Source organism: Achromobacter sp. CF-sbj1-Ac2-l (genome assembly GCF_052698165.1).
This window is the reverse complement of record NZ_CP199855.1, coordinates 3,867,563-3,888,724: the sequence shown is the minus strand read 5'-3', so window position 1 is coordinate 3,888,724 and position 21,162 is coordinate 3,867,563. Positions and strand designations below refer to the sequence as shown.

The following is a 21,162-nucleotide window of genomic DNA, read 5'->3' as shown; positions in this document are numbered from 1 at the left end:
GGGATCAGTCCGGCAGCCGCGCCGCGATCTCGGCGATCAGGCGGCGCGCGGCGTCCAGCTTGTCGGCGGCCGGCAGCGGGTGCGCGCCCTGCGCGTCGAACAGCACCAGTTCGGTGGTGTCGGCGTCCATCACCTTGTGCGCCAGGTTGCCCACCAGCAGCGGAATGCCCTTGCGCTGGCGCTTGGCCTCGGCGTGCTCGGCCAGCTTTTCGGTCTCTGCCGCAAAACCCACGCACCACGGCCCGTCCTTCAGTTTGGCCACTTCGGCCAGGATGTCGGGGTTGGGCTCGAACTCCATCTGCGGCGCGCCGCCGCCTTCGCTGGTCTTCTTCAGCTTCTGGTTGCTGACGTTCTTGACGCGCCAGTCGGCCACGGCGGCCACGGCGATGAAGATGTCGGCGTCGGCGGCGCTGGCCATCACGGCGTCGTGCATCTGGCGCGCCGTCATCACCGACAGGGCGGTGACGCCGCGCGGCACGGGCAGGGCGGTGGCGCCGGTGATCAGCGTGACGCGGGCGCCGGCTTCGCGCGCGGCGCGGGCCAGGGCGTAGCCGGTCTTGCCCGACGAGCGGTTGCTCAGCACGCGCACCGGATCGACCGGCTCGGAGGTGGGGCCGGCGGTCAGCAGCACGTGACGGCCGGCCAGCAGCTTGGGCTGGAAGAAGGCGATCAGGTCAGCAAGGATTTCATGGGCTTCGAGCATGCGCCCGTCGCCGGTCTCGCCACAGGCCTGTTCGCCGGCGGCCGGGCCCAGGATGCTGATGCCGTCGGCGCGCAGTTGCGCCACGTTGCGCTGGGTCGCCGGGTTGGCCCACATCTCGCGGTTCATGGCGGGCGCGACGAGCAGCGGGCAGGCGCGCGCCACGCACAGCGTCGACAGCAGGTCGTCGGCCATGCCGTGCGCCAGCTTGGCCATGAAGTCGGTGCTGGCCGGCGCGATCAGCACGGCGTCGGCGCCGCGCGTCAGGTCGATGTGCGCCATGTTGTTGGGCACCCGCGGGTCCCAGGCATCGACGAACACCGGACGGCCGGACAGGGCCTGCATGGTCACCGGCGTGATGAAGTGCGTGGCCGCCTCGGTCATCACTACGTCGACGACGGCGCCTTGTTCGGTCATGCGCCGCACCAGCTCGGCGATTTTGTAGCAGGCGATGCCACCGGTCAGGCCGAGGACGATGCGTTTGCGGGCGAGGTCGAGCATGGGCGTCGGACGGCGTTTGGATGCCGTCGAATCAGGGAACGGACAGTGATTTTATTCCGCATTGCCGCATCGCGCCGTTCGCCATGCGTGCAGGGGGGCTCAAACAGGAAAAAACCCGGCCGGGGGCCGGGTTTCGAAGGGGGGCGGGGGAGGGCGTCAGGCGCGCGGCTTGCGGGCCCGCAGCAGCTCGTCCAGCACCAGCAGTACCGCGCCGCAGGTGATCCCCACGTCCGCCACATTGAAGGCGGGATAGTACCAGTCGCGCCAATAGAACAGCAGGAAGTCCACCACGTGGCCATACACCACCCGGTCGATCACGTTGCCGATGGCGCCGCCCAGGATCATCGCCAGCGCCAGGCAGAAGCGCGGCTGGCCGCGGGTGCGGCGCAGGATCACGGTGATGACCACGGCGGCGACGAGGCCCAGCGCCGTGAACAGCCAGCGCTGCCAGCCTTCCTCGGATGCCAGGAAGCTGAATGCCGCGCCGCGGTTATACAGCAGCGTGAAGTCGAAGAACGGCAGCAGGTTCAGGCGCTCGCCATACTGGTATGAGGTGTTGAAGTACACCTTGGTCAGTTGGTCCAGCACGACGATGGCCAGCGCGATGCCCAGCCAGCGGCCCACCCTTGCGGGGGGCGCGCCGGCGGATGCCCCGGTGGCCGTGCCTTGAGGGCCGGCCATGCTCAGGCCTTGTCGCGGGCTTCGCCCGAGCCGAACAGGTTGGACACGCAGCGGCCGCAGATCTCGGGGTGATCCGGATCCTGGCCTACGTCCAGGCGCCAGTGCCAGCAGCGCTCGCATTTCTTGTGCTTGGACGGCGTGACCTCGATGCGCGTCTCGCCTTCGCCTGCGTGCACGGCGGCCCGCGAGACGATCAGCACGAAGCGCAGGTCGTCGCCCAGGCTGGCCAGCAATTGCTGGTCTTCGCCGCTGGCGTACAGGTCGACCTCGGCCTGCAGCGACGAACCGATGTCGCCGGCCGTGCGCACTTCTTCCAGCTTGCGCTGGACCTCGGCGCGGATGGCGCGCAGGCGCGTCCACTTGGCCGACAGGGCCTCGGCGTCCGCGAACGGCGGCAGCGCGTGGTAGACCTCGGTGAAGATGGTGACGCGGGCGGCGTCGGCCTGGTGCTTCAGGGCCGAGCCGACCAGTTCCTTCCAGGCTTCTTCGGCCGTGAACGACAGGATCGGCGCCATCAGCTTGAGCAGCGTCTGGGTGATGTCCAGCAGCGCGGTCTGGGCCGAGCGGCGGGCCACGCTGTCCACCTTCGAGGTGTACAGGCGGTCTTTCAGGATATCCAGGTAGAACGCGCCCAGGTCTTCCGAGCAGAACGTCTGCAGGCGCGAAACCGCCGGGTGGAAGTCGTAGCGTTCGTAGTGGCCCTGCACCTCGGCCTGCATCTGCGCCGTCATGGCCAGCGCATAGCGGTCGATCTCGAACAGCTCGCCGTAGGGCACGGACTGCGACACGGCGTCGAAGTCGGCCAGGTTGGCCAGCAGGAAGCGCAGCGTGTTGCGGATACGGCGGTAGCCTTCGACCACGCGCTTGAGGATTTCGTCGGAGATCGACAGCTCGCCCGAGTAGTCGGTGGAGGCGACCCACAGGCGCAGGATCTCGGCGCCCAGCGAATCGGACACCTTTTGCGGCGCGATCACGTTGCCGACCGACTTGCTCATCTTGCGGCCCTGGCCGTCCACCACGAAGCCGTGCGTCAGCAGGGCCTTGTAGGGCGGCTGGCCATACAGCATGCAGCCAGTCAGCAGCGAGGAATGGAACCAGCCGCGGTGCTGGTCGGAGCCTTCCAGGTAGAGGTCGGCGGGCCAGCCCAGTTCGGCGCCGTGCGAGCCGGCGAAATCGCCGTCCTTGCCGCCCAGCACGGTGGCGTGGGTGCTGCCCGAGTCGAACCACACGTCCAGCGTGTCGCGGTTCTTTTCGTATTGGTCGGCTTCGTCGCCCAGCAGCTCGCGCGGGTCCAGCGTCTGCCAGGCCTCGATGCCGCCTTGCTCGACGCGTTGCGCGACCTGTTCCAGCAATTCGGAGGTGCGCGGATGCAGCGCGCCGGTTTCCTTGTGCACGAAGAAGGCCATCGGCGTGCCCCACTGGCGCTGGCGCGACAGCGTCCAGTCCGGACGGTTGGCGATCATGGCGTGCAGGCGGGCGCGGCCCCAGGCCGGATAGAAGGCAGTGGCGTCGATGCCGGCCAGCGCCGATTCGCGCAGGGTCGGGCCGCCGTTCTTCGGCTTGATGTCCATGCCGGCGAACCATTGGCTGGTGGCGCGGTAGATGATAGGCGTCTTGTGGCGCCAGCAGTGCATGTAGCTGTGCTTGTGCTTTTCGACGTGCATCAGCGCGCCGGCTTCCTTCAGGGCCTCGACGATCTTGGGGTTGGCGTCCCAGATCGACAGGCCGCCGAACAGCGCCAGGCTGTCGACGTACTTGCCGTCGCCCATGACCGGGCTGATGAAGTCGGTGTCCTTCATGCCGTGCTCCTTGCACGAGATGAAGTCCTCGATACCGTAGGCGGGGGCCGAGTGCACCACGCCGGTGCCGGAGTCGGCCGTGACGTAGTCGCCCAGGTAGATCGGGGCCTTGCGGTCGTAGGCGGCTTCGAACTGCGCCAGCGGATGGCGGAACTCGATGCCCGACAGCGCCGCGCCCGGGGTGGTGGCGATGACTTCGCCTTCCAGGTTCCAGGCCTTCAGGCAGGCTTCGACGCGCTCGCGCGCGATCAGCAGCAGCGGGCCGAACTTGGGCGCGGGCGACACGCGCACCAGCGCGTATTCGATTTCGGGGTGCAGGTTCAGCGCCTGGTTGGACGGGATGGTCCAGGGCGTGGTGGTCCAGATGACGATGGCGCCGTCGTCGACCTTGTCCAGGCCGAAGGCCTTGGCCAGCTTGTCGTGCTCGTCGAACGGGAAGGCCACGTCCACCGCCGGGTCGACGCGGTCGGCGTATTCGACCTCGGCCTCGGCCAGCGCCGAGCCACAGTCGAAACACCAGTTCACGGGCTTGAGGCCGCGGAACACGTAGCCCTTGTCCAGGATGCGGCCCAGGGCGCGGATCTCGTCGGCTTCATTGCTGAAGTTCATCGTCATGTAGGGACGATCCCACTCGCCCAGCACGCCCAGGCGCTTGAAGTCCTTGCGCTGGCGGTCGATCTGCTCGAGCGCGTAGGCGCGGGCCTTGGACTGCACCTCGGCCACGGGCAGGTGCTTGCCGTATTTCTTCTCGATCTGGATCTCGATCGGCATGCCGTGGCAATCCCAGCCCGGCACGTAGTGCGCGTCGTAGCCGGCCATGTTGCGGCTCTTGACGATGATGTCCTTCAGGATCTTGTTGACCGCGTGGCCGATGTGGATGTCGCCGTTGGCGTAGGGCGGGCCGTCGTGCAGCACGAAGCGCGGACGGCCGCGGCTGGCGGCGCGGATCGCCTGGTAGACGTGGTTTTCCTCCCACTGCGCAATCCAGGCGGGCTCGCGCTTGGCGAGGTCGCCCCGCATGGGGAAGGGGGTATCGGGCAGGTTGAGGGTCTTTTTATAGTCCATGAACGGCAAAATAGGCGCGCGCGTTTCGCGCGTCTTCGGCGATGGCGGCAGTCAGGGAAGGGAGATCAGGAAATTTTTCTTCGTCCCGCAGCTTTTGCAGGAATTCGACACGCACGAGTTTACCGTATGCGTTGACGGTCTCGTCGAGCAGGTGCGCTTCCAGCAGCACGCGGCCGCGGTCCTCGACGGTCGGGCGCACGCCCAGGCTGGCCACTGCCGGCAGGGCGCGCTCGGCCAGGCCATACACCTGTACCACGTAGATGCCGGAGCGGGCCGCGCAGCGCTCGGCCACCCGCAGGTTCATGGTCGGATAGCCCAGGGTGCGGCCCAGCTTCTGGCCGTGGATCACGTGACCGCTGATATGGAAGGGGTGGCCCAGGAGGTGGCGGGCCCGGTCCAGGTCGCCCACGGCCAGGGCGGTGCGCACTTCCGAGCTGGAAATGCGGTGGCCGTGGCGGTCGGTGACGTCGGCCAGGGTCTGCACCTCGAAGCCATGGCGCAGCCCGGCTTCGCGCAGCAGGTCGATGTCGCCGCTGCGCTTGTGGCCGAAGCGGAAGTCCTCGCCCACCAGCAGCCACTTGGTATCCATCCCCCGCACCAGCAGGTTCTCGATGAAGGCGTTGGCCGACATTTCGGCCAGGCGGGCGTTGAAGCGCTCTACCACGACCTGGGATACGCCATAGCGGGCCAGCGCCGCCAGCTTGTCGCGCAGCCCGGAAATGCGGGTGGGCGCCAGCTCGGGACGCTGGTTCAGCGTGGCGAAGTACTCGCGCGGGTGCGGCTCGAAGGTCATCACGGCGGGCGTCAGGCCGCGGTCGCGCGCGACCTGGCAGACGCGCGCCAGCATGGCCTGGTGTCCTCGGTGGACGCCGTCGAAATTGCCGATGGTCAGCGCGCTGGGAGCGCGCTGGGCGGGCGGCGGAAGGGATCGGTGGATGCGCAGCGGTGGTTTCACGAGCGAGAGTTTACAATTTTGGATTACGGGATTGTTCGTCATCCCCAATTTGGATCGCTCATCTTGCCGGAAACTTCTACACCACCGCGCCGCATCGTCATCCTGATCTCGGGACGAGGCAGCAACATGCAGGCGCTGGTCCAGGCCTGTCGCCAACAGAGCTGGCCCGCCACGATCGCCGCCGTGATCGCCAGCCGGCCGGACGCCGCCGGCCTGGAATGGGCCGCGGCCCAGGGCATCGCCACGGCGGCGCTGTACCACAAGGACTATGCCAGCCGCGAAGCGTTCGACGCCGCGCTGGCCACGGAAATCGACCTGCACGCGCCGGACTACGTCATCCTGGCCGGCTTCATGCGGGTGCTGACCCCCGGCTTCGTCAATCGCTACAGCGGCCGCCTGGTCAACATCCATCCGTCGCTGCTGCCGGCGTTCCCGGGGCTGCACACGCACGCCCAGGCGCTGGCCACCGGGGTGCGGGTGCATGGCTGCACCGTGCATTTCGTGACGCCGGTGCTGGACCATGGCCCCATCATTGCCCAGGGCTGCGTGCCGGTCCTGGCTGGCGACACGCCCGAAATGCTGGCCGAACGCGTGCTGGAAGTCGAGCACCAGGCTTTTCCGACCGCCGTGCGCTGGCTCGCCGAAGGCCGGGTTACCCTGACGAATGACCACCGGGTGGACGTGCAGGGAGATCCCGACCGCCTGTTCACCTGGTCCGCGGCGGCCTGAGCCGACGCCAGCCGCGCAGCCGGGCCGCCGACGGCCCTGAATCGCATTTATCGGGCGGCATGTGTCCGCCCCACTGGAATACACCATGAGCAAACCCCAATCCCCGCGTTCCCGCCCGGCAGCCGCTGGAGAGCGTGACGGCCGGTCCTTCTTCTCGCGCCCCAAGGGCGAGGCCCGCGTCGCCCAGGAACGCGCGCCGCGCCCCGAGCGCGCCGCCGGTGGCCGCGAAGGCCGTTCGGACGAGCGCCGCGACAGCCGTCCGACCCCACGTCCGTCCTATGACGCGCCACGCGGCGAAGGCCGCGGCGAACGCGGTTCCTTCGGCGGCGACCGGCGCGAAGGCTCGGGCCGCCCGACGCCGCGCCCTTCCTATGACGCGCCGCGTGGCGAGCGTGGCTCGTACGGCTCGGAGCGCCGTGAGGGCCAAGGCCATGGCGGTGAACGGGGTTCCTTCGGTTCGGACCGCCGCGAAGGCTACGGCCGTCCGGATTCGCGCCCGTCCTACGGCGCTTCGCGTGGCGAAGGCCGTGGCGGTGAGCGCGGCTCCTTCGGTTCGGACCGCCCTGAAGGCCAGGGTCGCCCGGATTCGCGTCCCTCCCATGGCGCTTCGCGCGGCGAAGGCCGCGGCGGCGAGCGCGGCTCCTTCGGTTCGGATCGCCGTGAAGCCTTCGGTCGTCCGGATTCGCGCCCGTCCTACGACGCTCCGCGCGGCGAAGGCCGTGGCGGCGAGCGTGGTTTCCCCGGTTCCGACCGCCGCGAAGGCCAGGGCCGGCGTGACGCCGCCCCGCAAAAGCCGCAATTCAACCGGCCGCGCCTGTCGTATGCCGCCAGCCGTATCGACCAGGTGCAGCGCGTGCTGGGCGAGATCCTGCAATGGACCTACCCGGCAGACGCCGCCTTGTCGCACTGGCTGCGTGGCCATCCCGGCCTGGGCGCGCGCGACCGTTCGGAAGTGGCCGAAGCCGTCTACGACGTGCTGCGCCACCTGCGCCGCTACCGCCAGTTCGGCGAAAGTGGCGTCGGGCCGGCTTCGCGCCGCCTGGCCATCCTGGGCCTGGCCGCCACCCTCGGCACGGAAGCGCTGCGTGAAGGCCTGGACGCGGCCGAGGCGGAATGGCTGCAACGCGTGCTGCAGATCGACCTGGCGACGCTGCCGCGCGCCGTGCGCGGCAGCATCCCTGACTGGCTCGACGAGCGCCTGGGCGCCATGGAAAGCCCCGAAACCCTGATCGAGGCCCTCAACCGCCAGGCCAGCCTGGACCTGCGTGTCAACCCGCTCAAGGTCGAGCGTGACGCCATGCTGGCGGAACTGCAGCAGAGCGCCGGCCGCTACGAACCCGTGCCGATGCCGTACTCGCCCTGGGGCATCCGCATGGAAGGCCGTCCGGCCATCAACCGCTGGCCGCAGTTCGAGAACGGCAGTATCGAGGTGCAGGACGAAGGCAGCCAGTTGCTGGCCCTGCTGGTGGCGCCGCGCCGCGGCGAAATGATCATCGACTTCTGCGCCGGCGCCGGCGGCAAGACCCTGCTGCTGGGCGCGCTGATGCGCTCGACCGGCCGCCTCTACGCCTTTGACGTCTCGGCCGCCCGCCTGGCGCGAGCCAAGCCGCGCTTTGCACGCAGCGGCCTGTCGAACGTGGTGCCGGTGGCGATCGACAGCGAGAACGACGCCCGCGTCAAGCGCCTGGCCGGCAAGGCCCAGCGCGTGCTGGTCGACGCGCCCTGCAGCGGCATCGGCACCTTGCGCCGCAACCCCGACCTGAAGTGGCGCCAGCACCCCGAGTCGCTGGCTGAACTGGGACAACTGCAGGAACGCATCCTCAATAGCGCCGCGCGCTGCGTGGCGCCCGGCGGCCGCCTGGTGTACGCCACCTGCAGCCTGCTGGCCGAGGAAAACGAAGTGCAGGCCGACCGCTTCCTGGCCAGCCATCCGGATTTCGAGCGGGTGGACGCGGCCGAGATCCTGGCTGCCCGTTGCGACAACCTGAAGCTGGAGGGGCCCTACGTCCAACTGCGTCCGGACCTGCATGGCACCGACGGCTTCTTCGCCGCCGTGTTCGAGCGCCGCAAGAAGGCTGTCACCGCAGCGGAAGGCGAAGCCGAGGCGCAGTCGGACGCCGAAGCGCCGCACGAAGAGGGTGTCGGCACTGCCGAGGCGCCCGTCGCCCAGGAGTCCCTGGAACCGGTGGCCTCGGAAGCGTTCAGCGAGGCGGATCAGGCCAGGCCGGCTTCCTGAGCGGCGGCTAGCCCCGCGCTGGCTCAGGGAGCCGGCGCGATGCCCAGCGTCGCGCTGTACCGGCGCGTTCCGATGGTCTTATTCTGGTATTTCACTTCCCAGGCCAGCGAATCCGACCCGGGTTGGTTGGCCTGGTAGACCAGTTGCGCCACCGGCACTGTCTTGTACGCGCAACGTCCCGAGTCGCCGGACTGGCCGCGCGTCTGGACGATGCTGGCGACCCCCAGGCGCGGTTGCAGCGTGATGGTGACGCGGGGCGCGCGCAGCGCCAGGCAGTCAGAGCCGCGGATCTCGTAATAGGACGCCAGCACGGTAACGTCCCCAATTTTCAGCGACTGGGCATGCGTGGGCGCCGCGGCGGCCAGACCGGCGGCGGCCAGGAGGGCAATAAAATAGGGACGGGTTTTTTCGCGGAACATCGTGAGGCGGAAGAGACGGTGATAGCGGACCGAAGTGTGCGCCAGACCCGTGGCGCCCGCAAGACAGCGCGTGCCAGCCTGACAGGAACTTTAATCGCGACGCGTAGCCAAAACGAAGTGTCCGACGTGGGCGCGTCCCGGCCCGGGATGCGTCGTCATCGTCGCCAAGGGTCGCGCCGACTCGGTCGCGCGCCTGGCGTAGTGTGGTCAAAAGCAGGGCTTAGTCCTTGATTTCCCTCAAAAACTATTTTGAAACTCCATTGTCATAACGCGGCAAAGGTAAGCTAAACTTCAGGCACTCTTCAAGCGAGGCTCATTACAGCTTTATGGATTACATCCTCTCCTTCATTGCCGGCGGTCTGACCCAAGCCACTTGGTGGCAGATCGTCGTTTTCACCCTGGTCATGACGCACATCACCATTGTGTCCGTCACCGTCTTCCTGCACCGCAGCCAGGCGCACCGGGGCCTGGACCTGCATCCGGCCGTCATGCACTTCTTCCGCTTCTGGCTCTGGATGACGACCGGCATGGTCACCAAGGAATGGGTTGCCATCCACCGCAAGCACCACGCCAAGTGCGAAAAGGAAGGCGATCCCCATTCGCCCATCCTGTTCGGCATCTGGAAGGTGCTGTTCCGCGGCGCCGAGCTCTACCGCGAAGAATCCAACAACAAGGAAACCATGGCCAAGTTCGGCCACGGCACGCCTGACGACTGGCTCGAACGCAACGTCTACAGCAAGCACAGCCTGTGGGGCGTGCTGACCATGCTCGCCATCGACATCGCCCTGTTCGGCGCGATCGGCGTCACGGTGTGGGCGGTGCAGATGGCCTGGATCCCCTTCTGGGCGGCCGGCGTCGTCAACGGCATCGGCCACTACTGGGGCTACCGCAACTACAACAGCCCGGACACCAGCACCAACGTGTTCCCCTGGGGCATCGTGATCGGCGGCGAAGAGCTGCACAACAACCACCACGCCCACGGCACGTCGGCCAAGTTCTCGGCCAAGTGGTACGAGTTCGACATCGGCTGGTGCTACATCAACATCCTGAAGTTCCTGGGCCTGGCCAAGATCAAGAAGGTCGCGCCCAAGCTCAAGCTGGATGATTCCAAGACCGGCATCGACCTGCGCACGCTGCAGGGCGTGATCACGCACCGCTACGAAGTCATGGCCCGCTACGCGGACGTGATCAAGAGCGCCGCCCGCGAGGAACTCGCCAAGCTGAAGGCCTCGCGCCAGGACGGCAACGCCGATTGCGGCTGGACCAAGCTGCACAAGGTGCGCCGCGCCATCCACCGCAACGAGGACATCCTCCAGCCGGAACAGCTCGAAGCCGTGGACAAGGCCATCGCCCAGAACAAGTCGCTGTCGACGCTGGTGCAGATGCGCCGCGAACTCGGCCGTATCTGGGAAAGCTCCAGCGCCAGCAGCGAACAGCTCCTCCATGACCTGCAGGCCTGGTGCCAGCGCGCCCAGCAAAGCGGCATCGCCGGGCTCGAGCAATTCGCTCAACGTCTGCGCCGCTACGCGGCATGATGCTAGAGAAGCTCAATCCTGAACAACGCGCCGCAGTAACGTTAGAACCGCAGCACGCCCTGGTCCTGGCCGGGGCGGGCAGCGGCAAGACCCGGGTGCTCACCACCCGCATGGCCTGGCTGATTCAAACCGGCCAGGCCTCGCCTTTTGGGCTGCTGGCCGTCACGTTCACCAACAAGGCCGCCCGCGAAATGCTGGCGCGCATGTCGGCCATCCTGCCGATCGATACGCGCGGCCTCTGGATCGGCACCTTCCACGGCCTGTGCAACCGCATGCTGCGCGCGCATCATCGCGACGCCGGCCTGCCGCAGACCTTCCAGATCCTCGACGTCACGGACCAGCTCGCCGCCATCAAGCGGCTGATGAAGGCTAATGGCGTCGACGACGAGAAATATCCGCCGCGCGACGTGCAGCGCTTCATCAACGGCGCCAAGGAAGAGGGCTTGCGCCCCGCCGACGTCGAAGCCTATGACGCGCACCGCCGTCGCCTGATCGAGATCTACCAGCTCTACGAAGCCCAGTGCCAGCGCGAAGGCGTGGTCGACTTCGCCGAGCTGCTGCTGCGCGCCTACGAACTGCTGTCGCGCAACGCGCCGGTGCGCGAGCACTACCAGCGCCGTTTCCGCCACATCCTGGTCGACGAGTTCCAGGACACCAACACGCTGCAGTACAAGTGGCTGCGGCTGCTGGCTGGCGGCGGCGCGGCGATCTTCGCGGTGGGCGACGATGACCAGTCGATCTACGCGTTCCGCGGCGCCAACGTCGGCAACATGTCCGACTTCGAGCGCGACTACGCCCGCGGCACCGTCATCCGCCTGGAGCAGAATTACCGCTCGTACGGCCACATCCTGGATTCGGCCAACGCGCTCATCGGCCACAACAGCGGCCGCCTGGGCAAGAACCTCTGGACCGACCAGGGTGAAGGCGAACCGGTGCGCGTCATCGAACAGCCCTCGGACGGCATGGAAGCGCAATGGATCGTCGACGAGATCCGTTCGCTGATCCACGAAGGCAGCCTGCGCCGCGAGATCGCCGTGCTCTACCGCAGCAACGCGCAGTCGCGCGTGATCGAACACGCCATCTTCTCGGCCGGCATTCCCTACAAGGTCTACGGCGGCCTGCGCTTCTTCGAGCGCCAGGAAATCAAGCACGCGCTCGCCTACTTGCGCCTGATGGCCAACCCGCACGACGACACGTCGTGGATGCGGGTGGTGAATTTCCCCACGCGCGGAATCGGCGCGCGCACGCTGGAACAACTGGCCGACGCGGCGCGCGCGCATGATTCCAGCCTGTACTCGGCGGTGGCGCTGGTGGCCGGCAAGGGCGGCTCCAACCTGGCCCAGTTCGCCCAGTTGATCCATCGTCTCACAGAGGAAACGCGCGACCTGCCGCTGCCAGAAATGGTCGAGCACATGCTCGAGGCCAGCGGCCTGAACGCGCACTACAAGGCCGAGCGCGAAGGCGCCGAGCGCCTCGAAAACCTGAACGAACTGATCACCGCCGCGGCGGTGTTCGCGTCCGAGGAAAACTACGACGGCATGCCCGCCGGCGTGGTGCCCGACCAGGACACCTCCAGCACGCTGATGCCCGGCGTGGTCGATGCGGCGCCGGTGGTGTCCGACGGCCTGACGCCGCTGGCGGCCTTCCTGTCGCATGCCGCGCTCGAAGCCGGCGACAACCAGGCGCAACAGGGCCAGGACGCCGTGCAGCTCATGACCGTGCACGCGGCCAAGGGCCTGGAGTTCGACGCCGTCTTCATCACCGGCCTGGAGGAAGGCCTGTTCCCGCACGAGAACAGCATCCTGGAGCAGTCCGGCCTGGAAGAAGAGCGCCGCCTCATGTATGTGGCGATCACCCGCGCGCGCCAGCGCCTGTACATCAGCCTGGCGCAAAGCCGCATGCTGCATGGCCAGACGCGCTACGCCATGCGGTCGCGCTTTCTCGACGAAATTCCCGAGCAGCACCTGAAGTGGCTGTCGCCCAAGGCCGGCCTGACACCGTCGCTGAGCGCCGGCGGCGGCTGGAACGGCAACCGCGGCGACGCCTTCGGCCGCAAGCCCACCAACACCATTGCGCCGCGTCAACCGCGCGGCACGGCCTCCGGCGTCACGGTGGGCGACAAGCAGTATCGTGTGGGACAGGGCGTGCACCACGCGCGTTTCGGCGACGGCACCATCGTCAGCCTGAGCGGCGCGGGGCAGGACGCGCAGGCGGAAATCCATTTCCGCGATGTCGGTTCCAAGACGCTGGCTCTCGGCATCGCCAAGCTGGATATCGTTCAAGGTTGATAGACATGGCCAATCAAGACTCCCCGAAAGCCGAACTGGCATCGCTGCGCGCCGAAGTCGACGAGATCGACCAGCAGATCATCCTGCTGCTGGGCGTGCGTTTTCGCTGCACGGACATGATCGGCGAGCTCAAGCAAGCCAACGACATGGACCTGGTGGACCCGGTGCGCGAAGACCAGCAGGTCCAGCGCATCCGGCGCCTGGCCGAAGAGGCCGGCGTGCCCCCGGCCCTGGCCGAAACCATCCTGCGCGAAGTGATCGACACGGTGGTCGATCACCACACCCGGTTGCGCGAGCGTCCCTACTCGTGATGCGTGGGGGTGGCCGGTGGCCTGCTTGGCCGCCGTCACCATGCGCAACGGCAGTTCCATGGCCGCGGCTCCAGCCGCGGCCATTCTTTTTTCCGCGGCGCGGGGTCGGCGGCGTCCGCTACAACGTTTTCAGGAACGCCAGCAGGGCGTCGATCTCGGCCGGGCTCAGGTCGAGCGGCTTGATGTGTTCCGACTTGCGCGGCGCATACGGGTCCGGGGGATCGGCCGGCGGCGTCTCTCGGCCGATGCCGGCGTTGTACATCCGCAGCAGCCCCCGCAGATCCGGGAACAGGCCGTTGTGCATCCACGGGCCGGCCTGCGCAACGTTGCGCAGGCTCGGCGTGCGGAACTTGCCCAGGTCGGCGGGATCGCGCGTGGCTTCATAGCGCCCCAGGTCCTGGTTGCGGCGGCCGTAGAACGACAGGCCGATGTTGTGGAACTGATGGTCGGTGAGCAAGGGGCCATTGTGGCAGTTCATGCAGCGCGCCTGCGTGCGGAACAGGTGCAGGCCCAGTAGCTCGGTGTCGTCCAGCGCATCGACGCGGCCAGCGAGGAAGTCGTCGAAGCGGGTCTTCCCCGGGCGCAGCGAGGCCACGTAGGCGGCCAGTGCGCGCGCCAGGCGGTCGGCGTCGATGGCGGATGCCGTGGTCGATGCCCCAGGCGCTTGAGCTGTCGGTATCATTGCCGCCGATGCCGATGCCGATGCCGATGCCGATGCCGATGCCGATGCCGTTGAGCCAGCCGCTGATGAAGCCGGCGCAACTGTTGATGAAGCCGATGCAGTCGCTGGAGAAGACGCCGCCGTCGCGCCGCCGAACGCGTCCAGGAAGCGCGCAGGATACATGTCGCTCTCCCGCAGTCGCGCCACTGCCCCGGCGGCGTCATGGTTCATTTCCCGCGGGTCGTGCAGCGGCCCCATCACCTGCTCCTTGAGGCTGGACGCGCGCCCGTCCCAGAACAGCCGGGGCGCGAACGGCGCGGCATACAGCGGCGTGGAGCGACGCCGGCCCATCAGCTTGTCCTCGCCCACCGCGAGCGGCAAACCGTCCGTGAAGGCGCGCTGCGGTTGGTGGCAGGAGGCACAGGAGATTTGGCCCTTGCGCGACAGGCGGGTATCGAAGAACAGCATCTGACCCAGCGCCACGATTGCCGGCCGCGCCACGTCGGCGGCCAGTTCGGCCTGGCCGGAATTGGCGGCGGTCCATTGCAGCGGCGGGTCGGCGACGGGCGGGACCGGCGCCCATTCATGCCATTGCACGCCGACGTCGATGGTGGGCGCGGGCCAACCGGCCGTGGGTCCGGAATAGCGCGCGCGCAGGCAGGCGATGTTCCAGCCCGCCGGGTCGTGGCAAGCGGCGGCGCTGGGCGCGATGCCGGATGGCGTGGCGGCGCGCTGCTGGCCAGAAGCGGTGGACGGGGTGGCGAGCACGAGGGCCAGCGGAATGGCATGCAGGACGGCGGCCAGGGCGTTCTGCCGGAGCCGGGATTTGCCACGCAGGGGCATCGATACGTTCCGTGTCGCGTTGGTGTCAGGCGTAGGACGCTGCGACGATTGCAATACCTCAGCACGCAATCGATGAATAATTTATATGGATATCGATTTTTTGATTGGCGCATGAGGGCCGATGACCCGTGCCAGGCGCCTTGGTTGGCGCCGCGTCGTGGCTGGCTTTGCCTTGCCGGTCCCTCATTCGCCAAGAAGGCGGAATGCCCCGGCGGGATCCCGCTCGACGATGCCGCGCCGTTCCGCTCGCGACAGCAGGGGTTCCAGGATGTAGTCGATATACGCCACGCCGTTCGGGCCGATCTTGATGCATCCCGCGCTGTCACCCGCCACCGGATAGCCGGTGTAGGCCTCGGCGTCGAGCACGAGCGCGCCGGGGCGGGGGGCGGGATGGGTGGCGGTCAGCAACCGGGTATCGTCGGTGACATGCTTGCGATAGAGATCGCGCGCGGTGTCCTTGAACAAGACCGGTCCGCCCCGCCCGCCGTGGTGCATGACGAAGACGAATTCCCCCAGCGGCATGTCGTCGGGGATATGGCGATTGGTGGCGGGACTGTGGTACCAGGCCGCGTAGGTCGCCAGGTCGGTGTAGAAAGCAGCGATCTGGCTGCCCGGGGCGTCCTTTTCGCCCACGGCTTGATGATGCGCGTACCAGGCCTCGTCCGTGTACTGGAACAGGCCCGATGCGCTTGAGCTGGCGTCGGGGCACCGCGGCGAGGCGCCGAACGCCGATTCGATGTAGGCAATGTCCGCTGCGATCTGGATGGTCGGGGGGCTGAAGCCGCGCTGCCGGCCGTGTTCCGCGATGGCGGCTTTGATTTCGGTCTGGGATCGGCTCAAGGCCATGCAAATAGCTCCTGCGTGACGGCGCGACTGGCGTCCCGATGGAGAACCCGCGCCGTGGCCGGGATGGCCACGGCGCATGTTAGGGACGAAGGCCGCGGCGCTCCATGCCGCATCGTCTGATTTGTCGGTCAGAAGCGATAGCCGACCTGCAACCAGAGCTCGCGTCCGGATTGATAGGTGCGATGGTCCGCCGTGAGTTTGGGTCTATTGCCCGTGACCGCAGGCATGCGATTGAGCAGGTTCAGAACTTCGATGGTCAGGTCCAGGTTGCGTGCGAACGTGGGCTGCCATTTCAACCTGGTGTCCCAGGTCCAGTAGGATGGCAACTTCTCCGATGTGTAGCTGTTGAGAAATTCCGGAGCCGGACCTTTGCCTGTATAGAAAATCGCGTCGCGCGCACTGCGCCAGTTGAATGCGTTGCTCCACGTGAGGCCCGCGCCCGGGTAGGCTCCGGTCAGGGTCAAGGTGGCGACTTGCGGTTGGAAGAACGAATTGGTTGGCAGGTCGAAGGCGCGAATCCGCGCGTCGTTATATAGCACCTGTTCATCAGGATCCCCCGCGTGGTCGTTGTAGCCCTTGGCCAACTCGGTGTTGGCGCGGCGCCGCTGCCAGCCCCAGGTGGCGCGCATGGTCCAGCGGGTCCTTCCCAGGGCAATCGGATGAAGCGTACGCACGGTCATGTTGATGCCGTCGGTCGTGGAATGACCATCACTGTTGTATCGGGAGGTGTTGGCGTTGACGTTGACGTTTGTCCACTGGTCCCGCCCGTTGCGATGCACATAGTTCAGCGCGCCCTCCAGACCCGCCACTCGTTGGCGCAGCGATATCGCCCATTCGTCGTCATACGGCGTGCGTAACCCCTTGTATTCCACCGTATACGGCTTGCGGCCATCCGCGATCGGGTTTCCATTCTTGTCCGTCTCGTGCAGTTTCAGGCGCGCGCGCTCCGCCTCCATGGCGATGCCCAGTATCTGTGCGCCGTAGTAGCGCGACCATCCCATGCTCAGCACGGTGTCGTCCGTTCCGAACATGTCCCAATCCAGGCGCGTGCGGGGCGCCAGATTGTCGTTGCCAAGAAAGCTGTCGCGGTCGTAGCGCAGCCCGGCATCCAGGGCCAGTCGTTGCCATTCGATGCGGTCCGACAGATACAGGCTGGCAGTGTGATGCTTTACCGCGGCCGTCCCGGGAAGGTAGTGGGTTCTATTGCTGTCTTGGACAGTGCCATCGGCGAACTGGCTGCGGCGGTACGCATAGGCATCCTGAAATCGCTTGAATCGAGCGTGGGTCTGCCGCAGCTCTGAACCCGCGTAGACGGTGTGGGCAAACATGCCGGTGCGTAGCGGATCCAGGTCAACGCGGCCCTTGAGAACGCCGGTGTCCTGCAGCGTCTGCTCCTTGCCAAAGCCCACCACCGCGTACTGGACCTTTTTGATCGGCGGAGTGAAATAGGAAACAAACTCTTCACGAACCGATTGCCGGTGGCTGGTGGCGCGATCCCAGCCCGCTTGCAGAGAAAAGCGTCCGCCCTGGAATCGATGTTCCAGATTGCCGTCGACGCCCCGTCCGCTGTGATAATTGTCCCAGGTGGTGTCGCGGAAATAGGCGTCGGCCAGGGCCTGGCGATACTCGCTGTATTTCAGCGTCAGGTCGGCGACGGTGTCCGGGGCGGGACGCACACTGAATTTGCCCAGAAGGTTATCGATCTGGCTGCGGTAGGTTCCCTCGCGCAACTCCGGTTGACCCTTGTCGTCAACGCCCATGGCTGCCCGCGTGATGTCGGATTGGCGACGAGACAATGCCAATACCATGCCGGCCTTTTCGCTGAATGCGACATCGCCCAGCGCCGAATAGAAGTTCTTCTTCCACTTGGGTGAGTAGTCGAAGTGGCCCTGTGACCACTTTTGTTCATCGCCATGCGCCGTGCGCTGTCGGGTCATGTTGGAGCTGTTCCAACGGTAGTCCAGCTTCAGATGGTTCTGCCCGGAGAACCGGCGCAATTTTGCATCTACCACGCCGCCAGTGAAGTGACCGTATTCCACAGGCACGAAGCTGTCATGCACTTGCACCGATTCCAGCAGACTGGTGTCGACGAAGTAGGACTGCGAATTGCTGGGCACGTTGTTGACGACCAGGTTCGGATTCTTGCTAGCCGGGTCTACGCGGTTGGTGGCGTCCATGCCATCGATCTGGAACAGATTCTGGTAGGGGCTGGCGCCATGGAATGAAATCTCCTCGACGTCCAGCGATCCCCGATTCTTCGAACCCGCCGCGCCGGGGTCGGTGCGGACCGCCGGATGCGTCGCCACCAACGTGCTCAGGTCCCGGTTGGACGACGGCGTTTCCGCGATCTCCTCGCGGCTATAGAGGCGCCCGCCAATCTGCTCGCCGTAGACGCGTACCGGCTCAAGCCGCGATGCCGAGAACGGATTGGCCTTGTCCTCGAAGACGATATAGCGTCCCGGCCCGTCGGCGCGCAGCGCCAGGCCGGAGCCTGCCAGCAACTGGTTCAGCGCCGCCAGCGCCGACGTTTCTCCCCGCAGGGCGGACGAGGCCTTATTGGCCACGGCGGCCGGCGGGAACGAGATCTGCAGGCCGGACAGGCGACCCAGTTCCAGCAAGGCGTCGCCCAGCGGTTGCGCTGGAATGTCATAGTCGAAGGTGCGGTTGGGCGACTGGGCCAGGGCGGGGGCGGCCATGGCCAGCGTGGCGCAGAAGATCGCGGCCGACGCGTTGGCGCGGAAACGGCCGTTGAATGAGAGAGGCATGCGAGCGTCCTATGGCTGATTGGAAACCAGCCATAGGACGCGGCGGTCGACGGGGAACCTCAGCGTCAAACCGGCCGGTAAGCCATGCGACGCGTCGAAGTCAGACCGGATGAATGCTTGCGCCCCGTGTCAGGCCCGCTTCAGAACCGATATCCCACCTGCAGCCACAGTTCGCGTCCCGACTGGAACGTGCTGCGGTTGGCCTTCAGGTTGGGATTGCTGGCCGTGACCGCCGGCATGCGGTTCAGCAGGTTCAGCACTTCGACCGTGAATTCCAGGTTGCGCGCGAAGGTCGGCTGCCACGCCAGCTTGGTGTCCCAGGTCCAGTACGATGGCAGCTCGCCGGATTCGTAGCGGTCGAGGTATTGCGGGCGCGGGCCGACGCCAACGTAGATGGTGGCGTCGCGCTTGCTGCGCCAGTTCAGCTTGTTGCTCCAGGTCAGGCCGGCGCGCGGGTAGGCGCCGATCAGCGTGAGCGTAGCGACCTGGGGCTGGTAGAAGGTGCTGGGCGGCAAGTCGATGGCGCGGATCTCCGAGCCGTTGTAGATCACCCGGTCATCCGGATCGCGGGCATCGGCGGTATAGCCCGTGACCAGGTCGCCGTTGGTCTTGCGCTTCTGCCAGCTCCACGATGCCTGCATGTTCCAGCGCGTCGGCCCCAGGCGCCAGGGCTCCAGCGTGCGCAGCGTCAGGCTGACGCCGTCGGTGGTGGAGAAGCCGTCGTTGTTGTAGGTGTAGCCGGTGGCCTGCGTGCCGCTCTTGGTCCATTGGTCGCGGCCGTTGCGATGCACGTAGCTCAGCAAGCCCTCGATGCCTGCCATGCGCTGGCGCAGCGACACCGCCCATTCGTCGTCGTAGGGCATGCGCAGGCCGCGGTAATCCACAAAGTACTCCTTGCCGCCATCGGCCACGGGCCTGCCCTTGCTGTCCAGCACCTGGCGGCGCAGGCGGCTGCGCTCGGCCTCCAGCGCCGTCTCCAGCACCTCGCCGCCGTAGTAACGCGACCAGCCCGCGCTCAGCAGCGTGTCGCCCGATCCCAGCAAGTCCCATTCCAGGCGGGTACGCGGCGACACGTTGGCGTTGCCCAGGAAGGTCTCGCGGTCGTAGCGCAACCCGGCGTCCAGCGCCAGCCGTTGCCACTCGATGCGGTCGGACAGGTACACGCTGGCCATGTTGTATTTCACGTTGACCGTGCCGGGCAGGTAGTGGACCTTGCTGAAGTCCTGGTAGGTGCCCTTGTTGTTGTAGGCGCGGCGGAACGAATACGAATCCTGGAAGCGCTTGAACCCAGCGTCGACCTGTTGCAGATCGGCGCCCGCGTACAGGCTGTGGGTGAAGATGCCGGTGCGCACCGGATCCAGGTCGACGCGGCCCTTGAGGGTCCAGGTGTCCTGCCGCGTCTGCTCCTTGCCGAAGCCGCCCGCGGTGTATTGCGGCAGTCGGTAGGGTTGATAGGTCACCAGTTCATCGCCGACCGACTGGCGATCGCTGGTGGCGTGGTCCCAGCCGGCCTGCAGCGAGACGCGGCCGCCCTGGAACAGGTGGTCCAGGTTGCCGCTCAGGCCGTAGGCGCCGTGGTTGTTGTCCCAGTGCGTGTCGCGGAACAGGTAGCTCGACAAGGTCTCGCTGCGGTCGCTGTATTTCAGCGTCAGGTCGGCGGTGGTGTCGGCACTGGCGCGCACGCTGAACTTGCCCAGGAAGTTGTCGACGCGGTCGCGGTAGGTGTCCTGGCCCTGTTGCGGCTGGCCTTTGTCGTCCACGCCCATGTTCCAGCGCGTGATGTCGGATTCGCGGCGTGACATGGCCAGCACCACGCCGGATTTGTCGTTGAAGGCGAAGTCGCCCACGGCCGAATAGAAACGCTTCTTCCATTCGGGGGAATAGCCCGGCTGGCCCTGCGCCCAGCTATTCTCCTCGCCCTCGGCTACATGCTGCCGCGTCATCTTCGACGTGTTCCAGCGGTAGTCGAACTTCAGGTGGTTCTCGCCGGAAAAGCGGCGCAGGCGCGCATCGACCACGCCGCCGGTGAAGCGGCCGTATTCGACCGGCACGAAGCTGTCGTACACCCGCACGGCTTCCAGCAGGCTGGTGTCGACGAAGTACGACTGCGGATTGCTGGGCACGTTGCCGACCTGCAGGTTGAGGTTCTTGCTGGCCGGGTCGACGCGGTTGGTGGCGTCGATGCCGTCGATCTGGAACAGGTTCTGGTAGGGGCTGGCGCCGTGAAAGGAGATGTCCTCGACGTTGAGCGAGCCGCGGTTCTGTGAGCCGGCCGCGCCCGGATTCGTGCGCACCGCCGGGTGGCTTGCCACCAGCGTGCTCAGGTCGCGGTTGGAGGAAGGCGTTTCGGCGATCTCCTGCTGACCATAGGTGCGTTCGCCGGCCTGTTCGCCGTAGACACGCACCGGCTCCAGCCGCGAGGTGGAGAAGGGATGTGCCTTGTCGACGAAGACGATATAGCGGCCCGGACCTTCGGCGCGCAGCGCCAGTCCGGAACCGGCCAGCAGGCGGTCCAGCGCGAGCAGGGCGGAATACTCGCCTTGCAGCGCGGGCGACATCTTGCCGGCCACGGCGGCTGGCGGGAACGAGATCTCCAGGCCCGATTGGCGGCCGAGCGCGAGCAGGGCGTCGCCCAGCGGCTGCGACGGGAGGTCATACGCGATGGTGCGCGCGGGCGGCTGGGCGATGACGGGCGCGGCAATGGCCAGCATGACGCAAAGGAGGGCGGCCGAGGCGCCGGGCCGGCGTTTGCGGTCAAGAGGGAAAGGCATGAAAACGTCCTACGCTGCTGTTGATGTCAGCCGTAGGACGCGGCGTAGGACGCAACC

At 66.9% G+C, this 21,162-nt stretch carries 14 protein-coding genes; 5 read left to right on the top strand and 9 right to left on the bottom strand.

Annotated elements, in window-relative coordinates:
* Positions 1-4 precede the first annotated feature (4 nt).
* The 4 genes from coaBC to ACUDCK_RS17595 form a co-directional block, all read right to left on the bottom strand.
* On the bottom strand, positions 5-1,201 hold the full coding sequence (coaBC, locus tag ACUDCK_RS17610; RefSeq protein ID WP_054502105.1) for a bifunctional phosphopantothenoylcysteine decarboxylase/phosphopantothenate--cysteine ligase CoaBC: 1,197 nt from the start codon (positions 1,199-1,201) through the stop codon (positions 5-7).
* Between the two features lie 156 nt (positions 1,202-1,357).
* Complete coding sequence (gene lspA, locus ACUDCK_RS17605; RefSeq protein ID WP_054502106.1) at positions 1,358-1,882, bottom strand: signal peptidase II; 525 nt, start codon at positions 1,880-1,882, stop codon at positions 1,358-1,360.
* Between the two features lie 2 nt (positions 1,883-1,884).
* Entirely contained in the window at positions 1,885-4,746 is a 2,862-nt protein-coding gene (gene ileS / locus ACUDCK_RS17600; protein ID WP_175166733.1) for an isoleucine--tRNA ligase, read from the bottom strand.
* Positions 4,736-5,701 carry a bifunctional riboflavin kinase/FAD synthetase gene (locus ACUDCK_RS17595; protein WP_059271438.1) on the bottom strand — a complete coding sequence of 322 codons (966 nt, stop codon included), beginning with the start codon at positions 5,699-5,701 and terminating at the stop codon, positions 4,736-4,738. Before ACUDCK_RS17595 ends, ileS begins: the two co-directional genes overlap by 11 nt.
* A 63-nt stretch (positions 5,702-5,764) precedes the next feature.
* Between ACUDCK_RS17595 and purN the strand changes: the two genes are divergently transcribed.
* Both purN and ACUDCK_RS17585 read left to right on the top strand, forming a co-directional pair.
* On the top strand, positions 5,765-6,430 hold the full coding sequence (gene purN / locus ACUDCK_RS17590; RefSeq protein WP_175166735.1) for a phosphoribosylglycinamide formyltransferase: 666 nt from the start codon (positions 5,765-5,767) through the stop codon (positions 6,428-6,430).
* 853 nt (positions 6,431-7,283) lie between these two features.
* Complete coding sequence (locus tag ACUDCK_RS17585) at positions 7,284-8,666, top strand: RsmB/NOP family class I SAM-dependent RNA methyltransferase (protein WP_175142912.1); 1,383 nt, start codon at positions 7,284-7,286, stop codon at positions 8,664-8,666.
* A 23-nt stretch (positions 8,667-8,689) separates the two neighbouring features.
* On the opposite strand, the gene ACUDCK_RS17580 is transcribed toward ACUDCK_RS17585, so the two are convergent.
* Positions 8,690-9,085 carry a hypothetical protein gene (locus ACUDCK_RS17580; protein WP_116791360.1) on the bottom strand — a complete coding sequence of 132 codons (396 nt, stop codon included), beginning with the start codon at positions 9,083-9,085 and terminating at the stop codon, positions 8,690-8,692.
* A gap of 326 nt (positions 9,086-9,411) precedes the next feature.
* Between ACUDCK_RS17580 and ACUDCK_RS17575 the strand changes: the two genes are divergently transcribed.
* From ACUDCK_RS17575 to ACUDCK_RS17565, 3 genes are read left to right on the top strand one after another with little or no spacing between them, the layout of a single operon-like run.
* On the top strand, positions 9,412-10,620 hold the full coding sequence (locus tag ACUDCK_RS17575; RefSeq protein ID WP_049073143.1) for a DesA family fatty acid desaturase: 1,209 nt from the start codon (positions 9,412-9,414) through the stop codon (positions 10,618-10,620).
* A complete protein-coding gene (locus ACUDCK_RS17570) occupies positions 10,617-12,908 on the top strand; it encodes a UvrD-helicase domain-containing protein (protein WP_054502111.1) in 2,292 nt (763 codons plus the stop codon). Before ACUDCK_RS17575 ends, ACUDCK_RS17570 begins: the two co-directional genes overlap by 4 nt.
* Positions 12,909-12,913: 5 nt before the next feature.
* Positions 12,914-13,219, top strand: a complete 306-nt coding sequence (locus ACUDCK_RS17565) for a chorismate mutase (RefSeq protein WP_006384334.1) — start codon at positions 12,914-12,916, stop codon at positions 13,217-13,219.
* A 118-nt stretch (positions 13,220-13,337) separates the two neighbouring features.
* Here the strand turns inward: ACUDCK_RS17565 and ACUDCK_RS17560 are convergent, their stop codons facing one another.
* The 4 genes from ACUDCK_RS17560 to ACUDCK_RS17545 all read right to left on the bottom strand — a co-directional run bounded on the left by ACUDCK_RS17560 (position 13,338) and on the right by ACUDCK_RS17545 (position 21,105).
* On the bottom strand, positions 13,338-14,723 hold the full coding sequence (locus ACUDCK_RS17560; RefSeq protein ID WP_175166736.1) for a cytochrome-c peroxidase: 1,386 nt from the start codon (positions 14,721-14,723) through the stop codon (positions 13,338-13,340).
* A gap of 183 nt (positions 14,724-14,906) precedes the next feature.
* Complete coding sequence (locus ACUDCK_RS17555) at positions 14,907-15,569, bottom strand: hypothetical protein (RefSeq protein WP_054502113.1); 663 nt, start codon at positions 15,567-15,569, stop codon at positions 14,907-14,909.
* 128 nt (positions 15,570-15,697) lie between these two features.
* Complete coding sequence (locus ACUDCK_RS17550; RefSeq protein WP_175166737.1) at positions 15,698-18,334, bottom strand: TonB-dependent receptor plug domain-containing protein; 2,637 nt, start codon at positions 18,332-18,334, stop codon at positions 15,698-15,700.
* Positions 18,335-18,474: 140 nt separating this feature from the next.
* A complete protein-coding gene (locus ACUDCK_RS17545) occupies positions 18,475-21,105 on the bottom strand; it encodes a TonB-dependent receptor plug domain-containing protein (RefSeq protein ID WP_175166738.1) in 2,631 nt (876 codons plus the stop codon).
* Positions 21,106-21,162: the final 57 nt, after the last annotated feature.

Bases quoted from the DNA above. Each gene is read 5' to 3' on its own strand.
- coaBC (WP_054502105.1), bottom strand. From the start codon at position 1,201: ATGCTCGACCTCGCCCGCAAACGCATCGTCCTCGGCCTGACCGGTGGC.
- lspA (WP_054502106.1), bottom strand. From the start codon at position 1,882: ATGGCCGGCCCTCAAGGCACGGCCACCGGGGCATCCGCCGGCGCGCCC.
- ileS (WP_175166733.1), bottom strand. From the start codon at position 4,746: ATGGACTATAAAAAGACCCTCAACCTGCCCGATACCCCCTTCCCCATG.
- ACUDCK_RS17580 (WP_116791360.1), bottom strand. From the start codon at position 9,085: ATGTTCCGCGAAAAAACCCGTCCCTATTTTATTGCCCTCCTGGCCGCC.
- ACUDCK_RS17575 (WP_049073143.1), top strand. From the start codon at position 9,412: ATGGATTACATCCTCTCCTTCATTGCCGGCGGTCTGACCCAAGCCACT.
- ACUDCK_RS17570 (WP_054502111.1), top strand. From the start codon at position 10,617: ATGATGCTAGAGAAGCTCAATCCTGAACAACGCGCCGCAGTAACGTTA.
- ACUDCK_RS17565 (WP_006384334.1), top strand. From the start codon at position 12,914: ATGGCCAATCAAGACTCCCCGAAAGCCGAACTGGCATCGCTGCGCGCC.
- ACUDCK_RS17560 (WP_175166736.1), bottom strand. From the start codon at position 14,723: ATGCCCCTGCGTGGCAAATCCCGGCTCCGGCAGAACGCCCTGGCCGCC.
- ACUDCK_RS17555 (WP_054502113.1), bottom strand. From the start codon at position 15,569: ATGGCCTTGAGCCGATCCCAGACCGAAATCAAAGCCGCCATCGCGGAA.
- ACUDCK_RS17550 (WP_175166737.1), bottom strand. From the start codon at position 18,334: ATGCCTCTCTCATTCAACGGCCGTTTCCGCGCCAACGCGTCGGCCGCG.
- ACUDCK_RS17545 (WP_175166738.1), bottom strand. From the start codon at position 21,105: ATGCCTTTCCCTCTTGACCGCAAACGCCGGCCCGGCGCCTCGGCCGCC.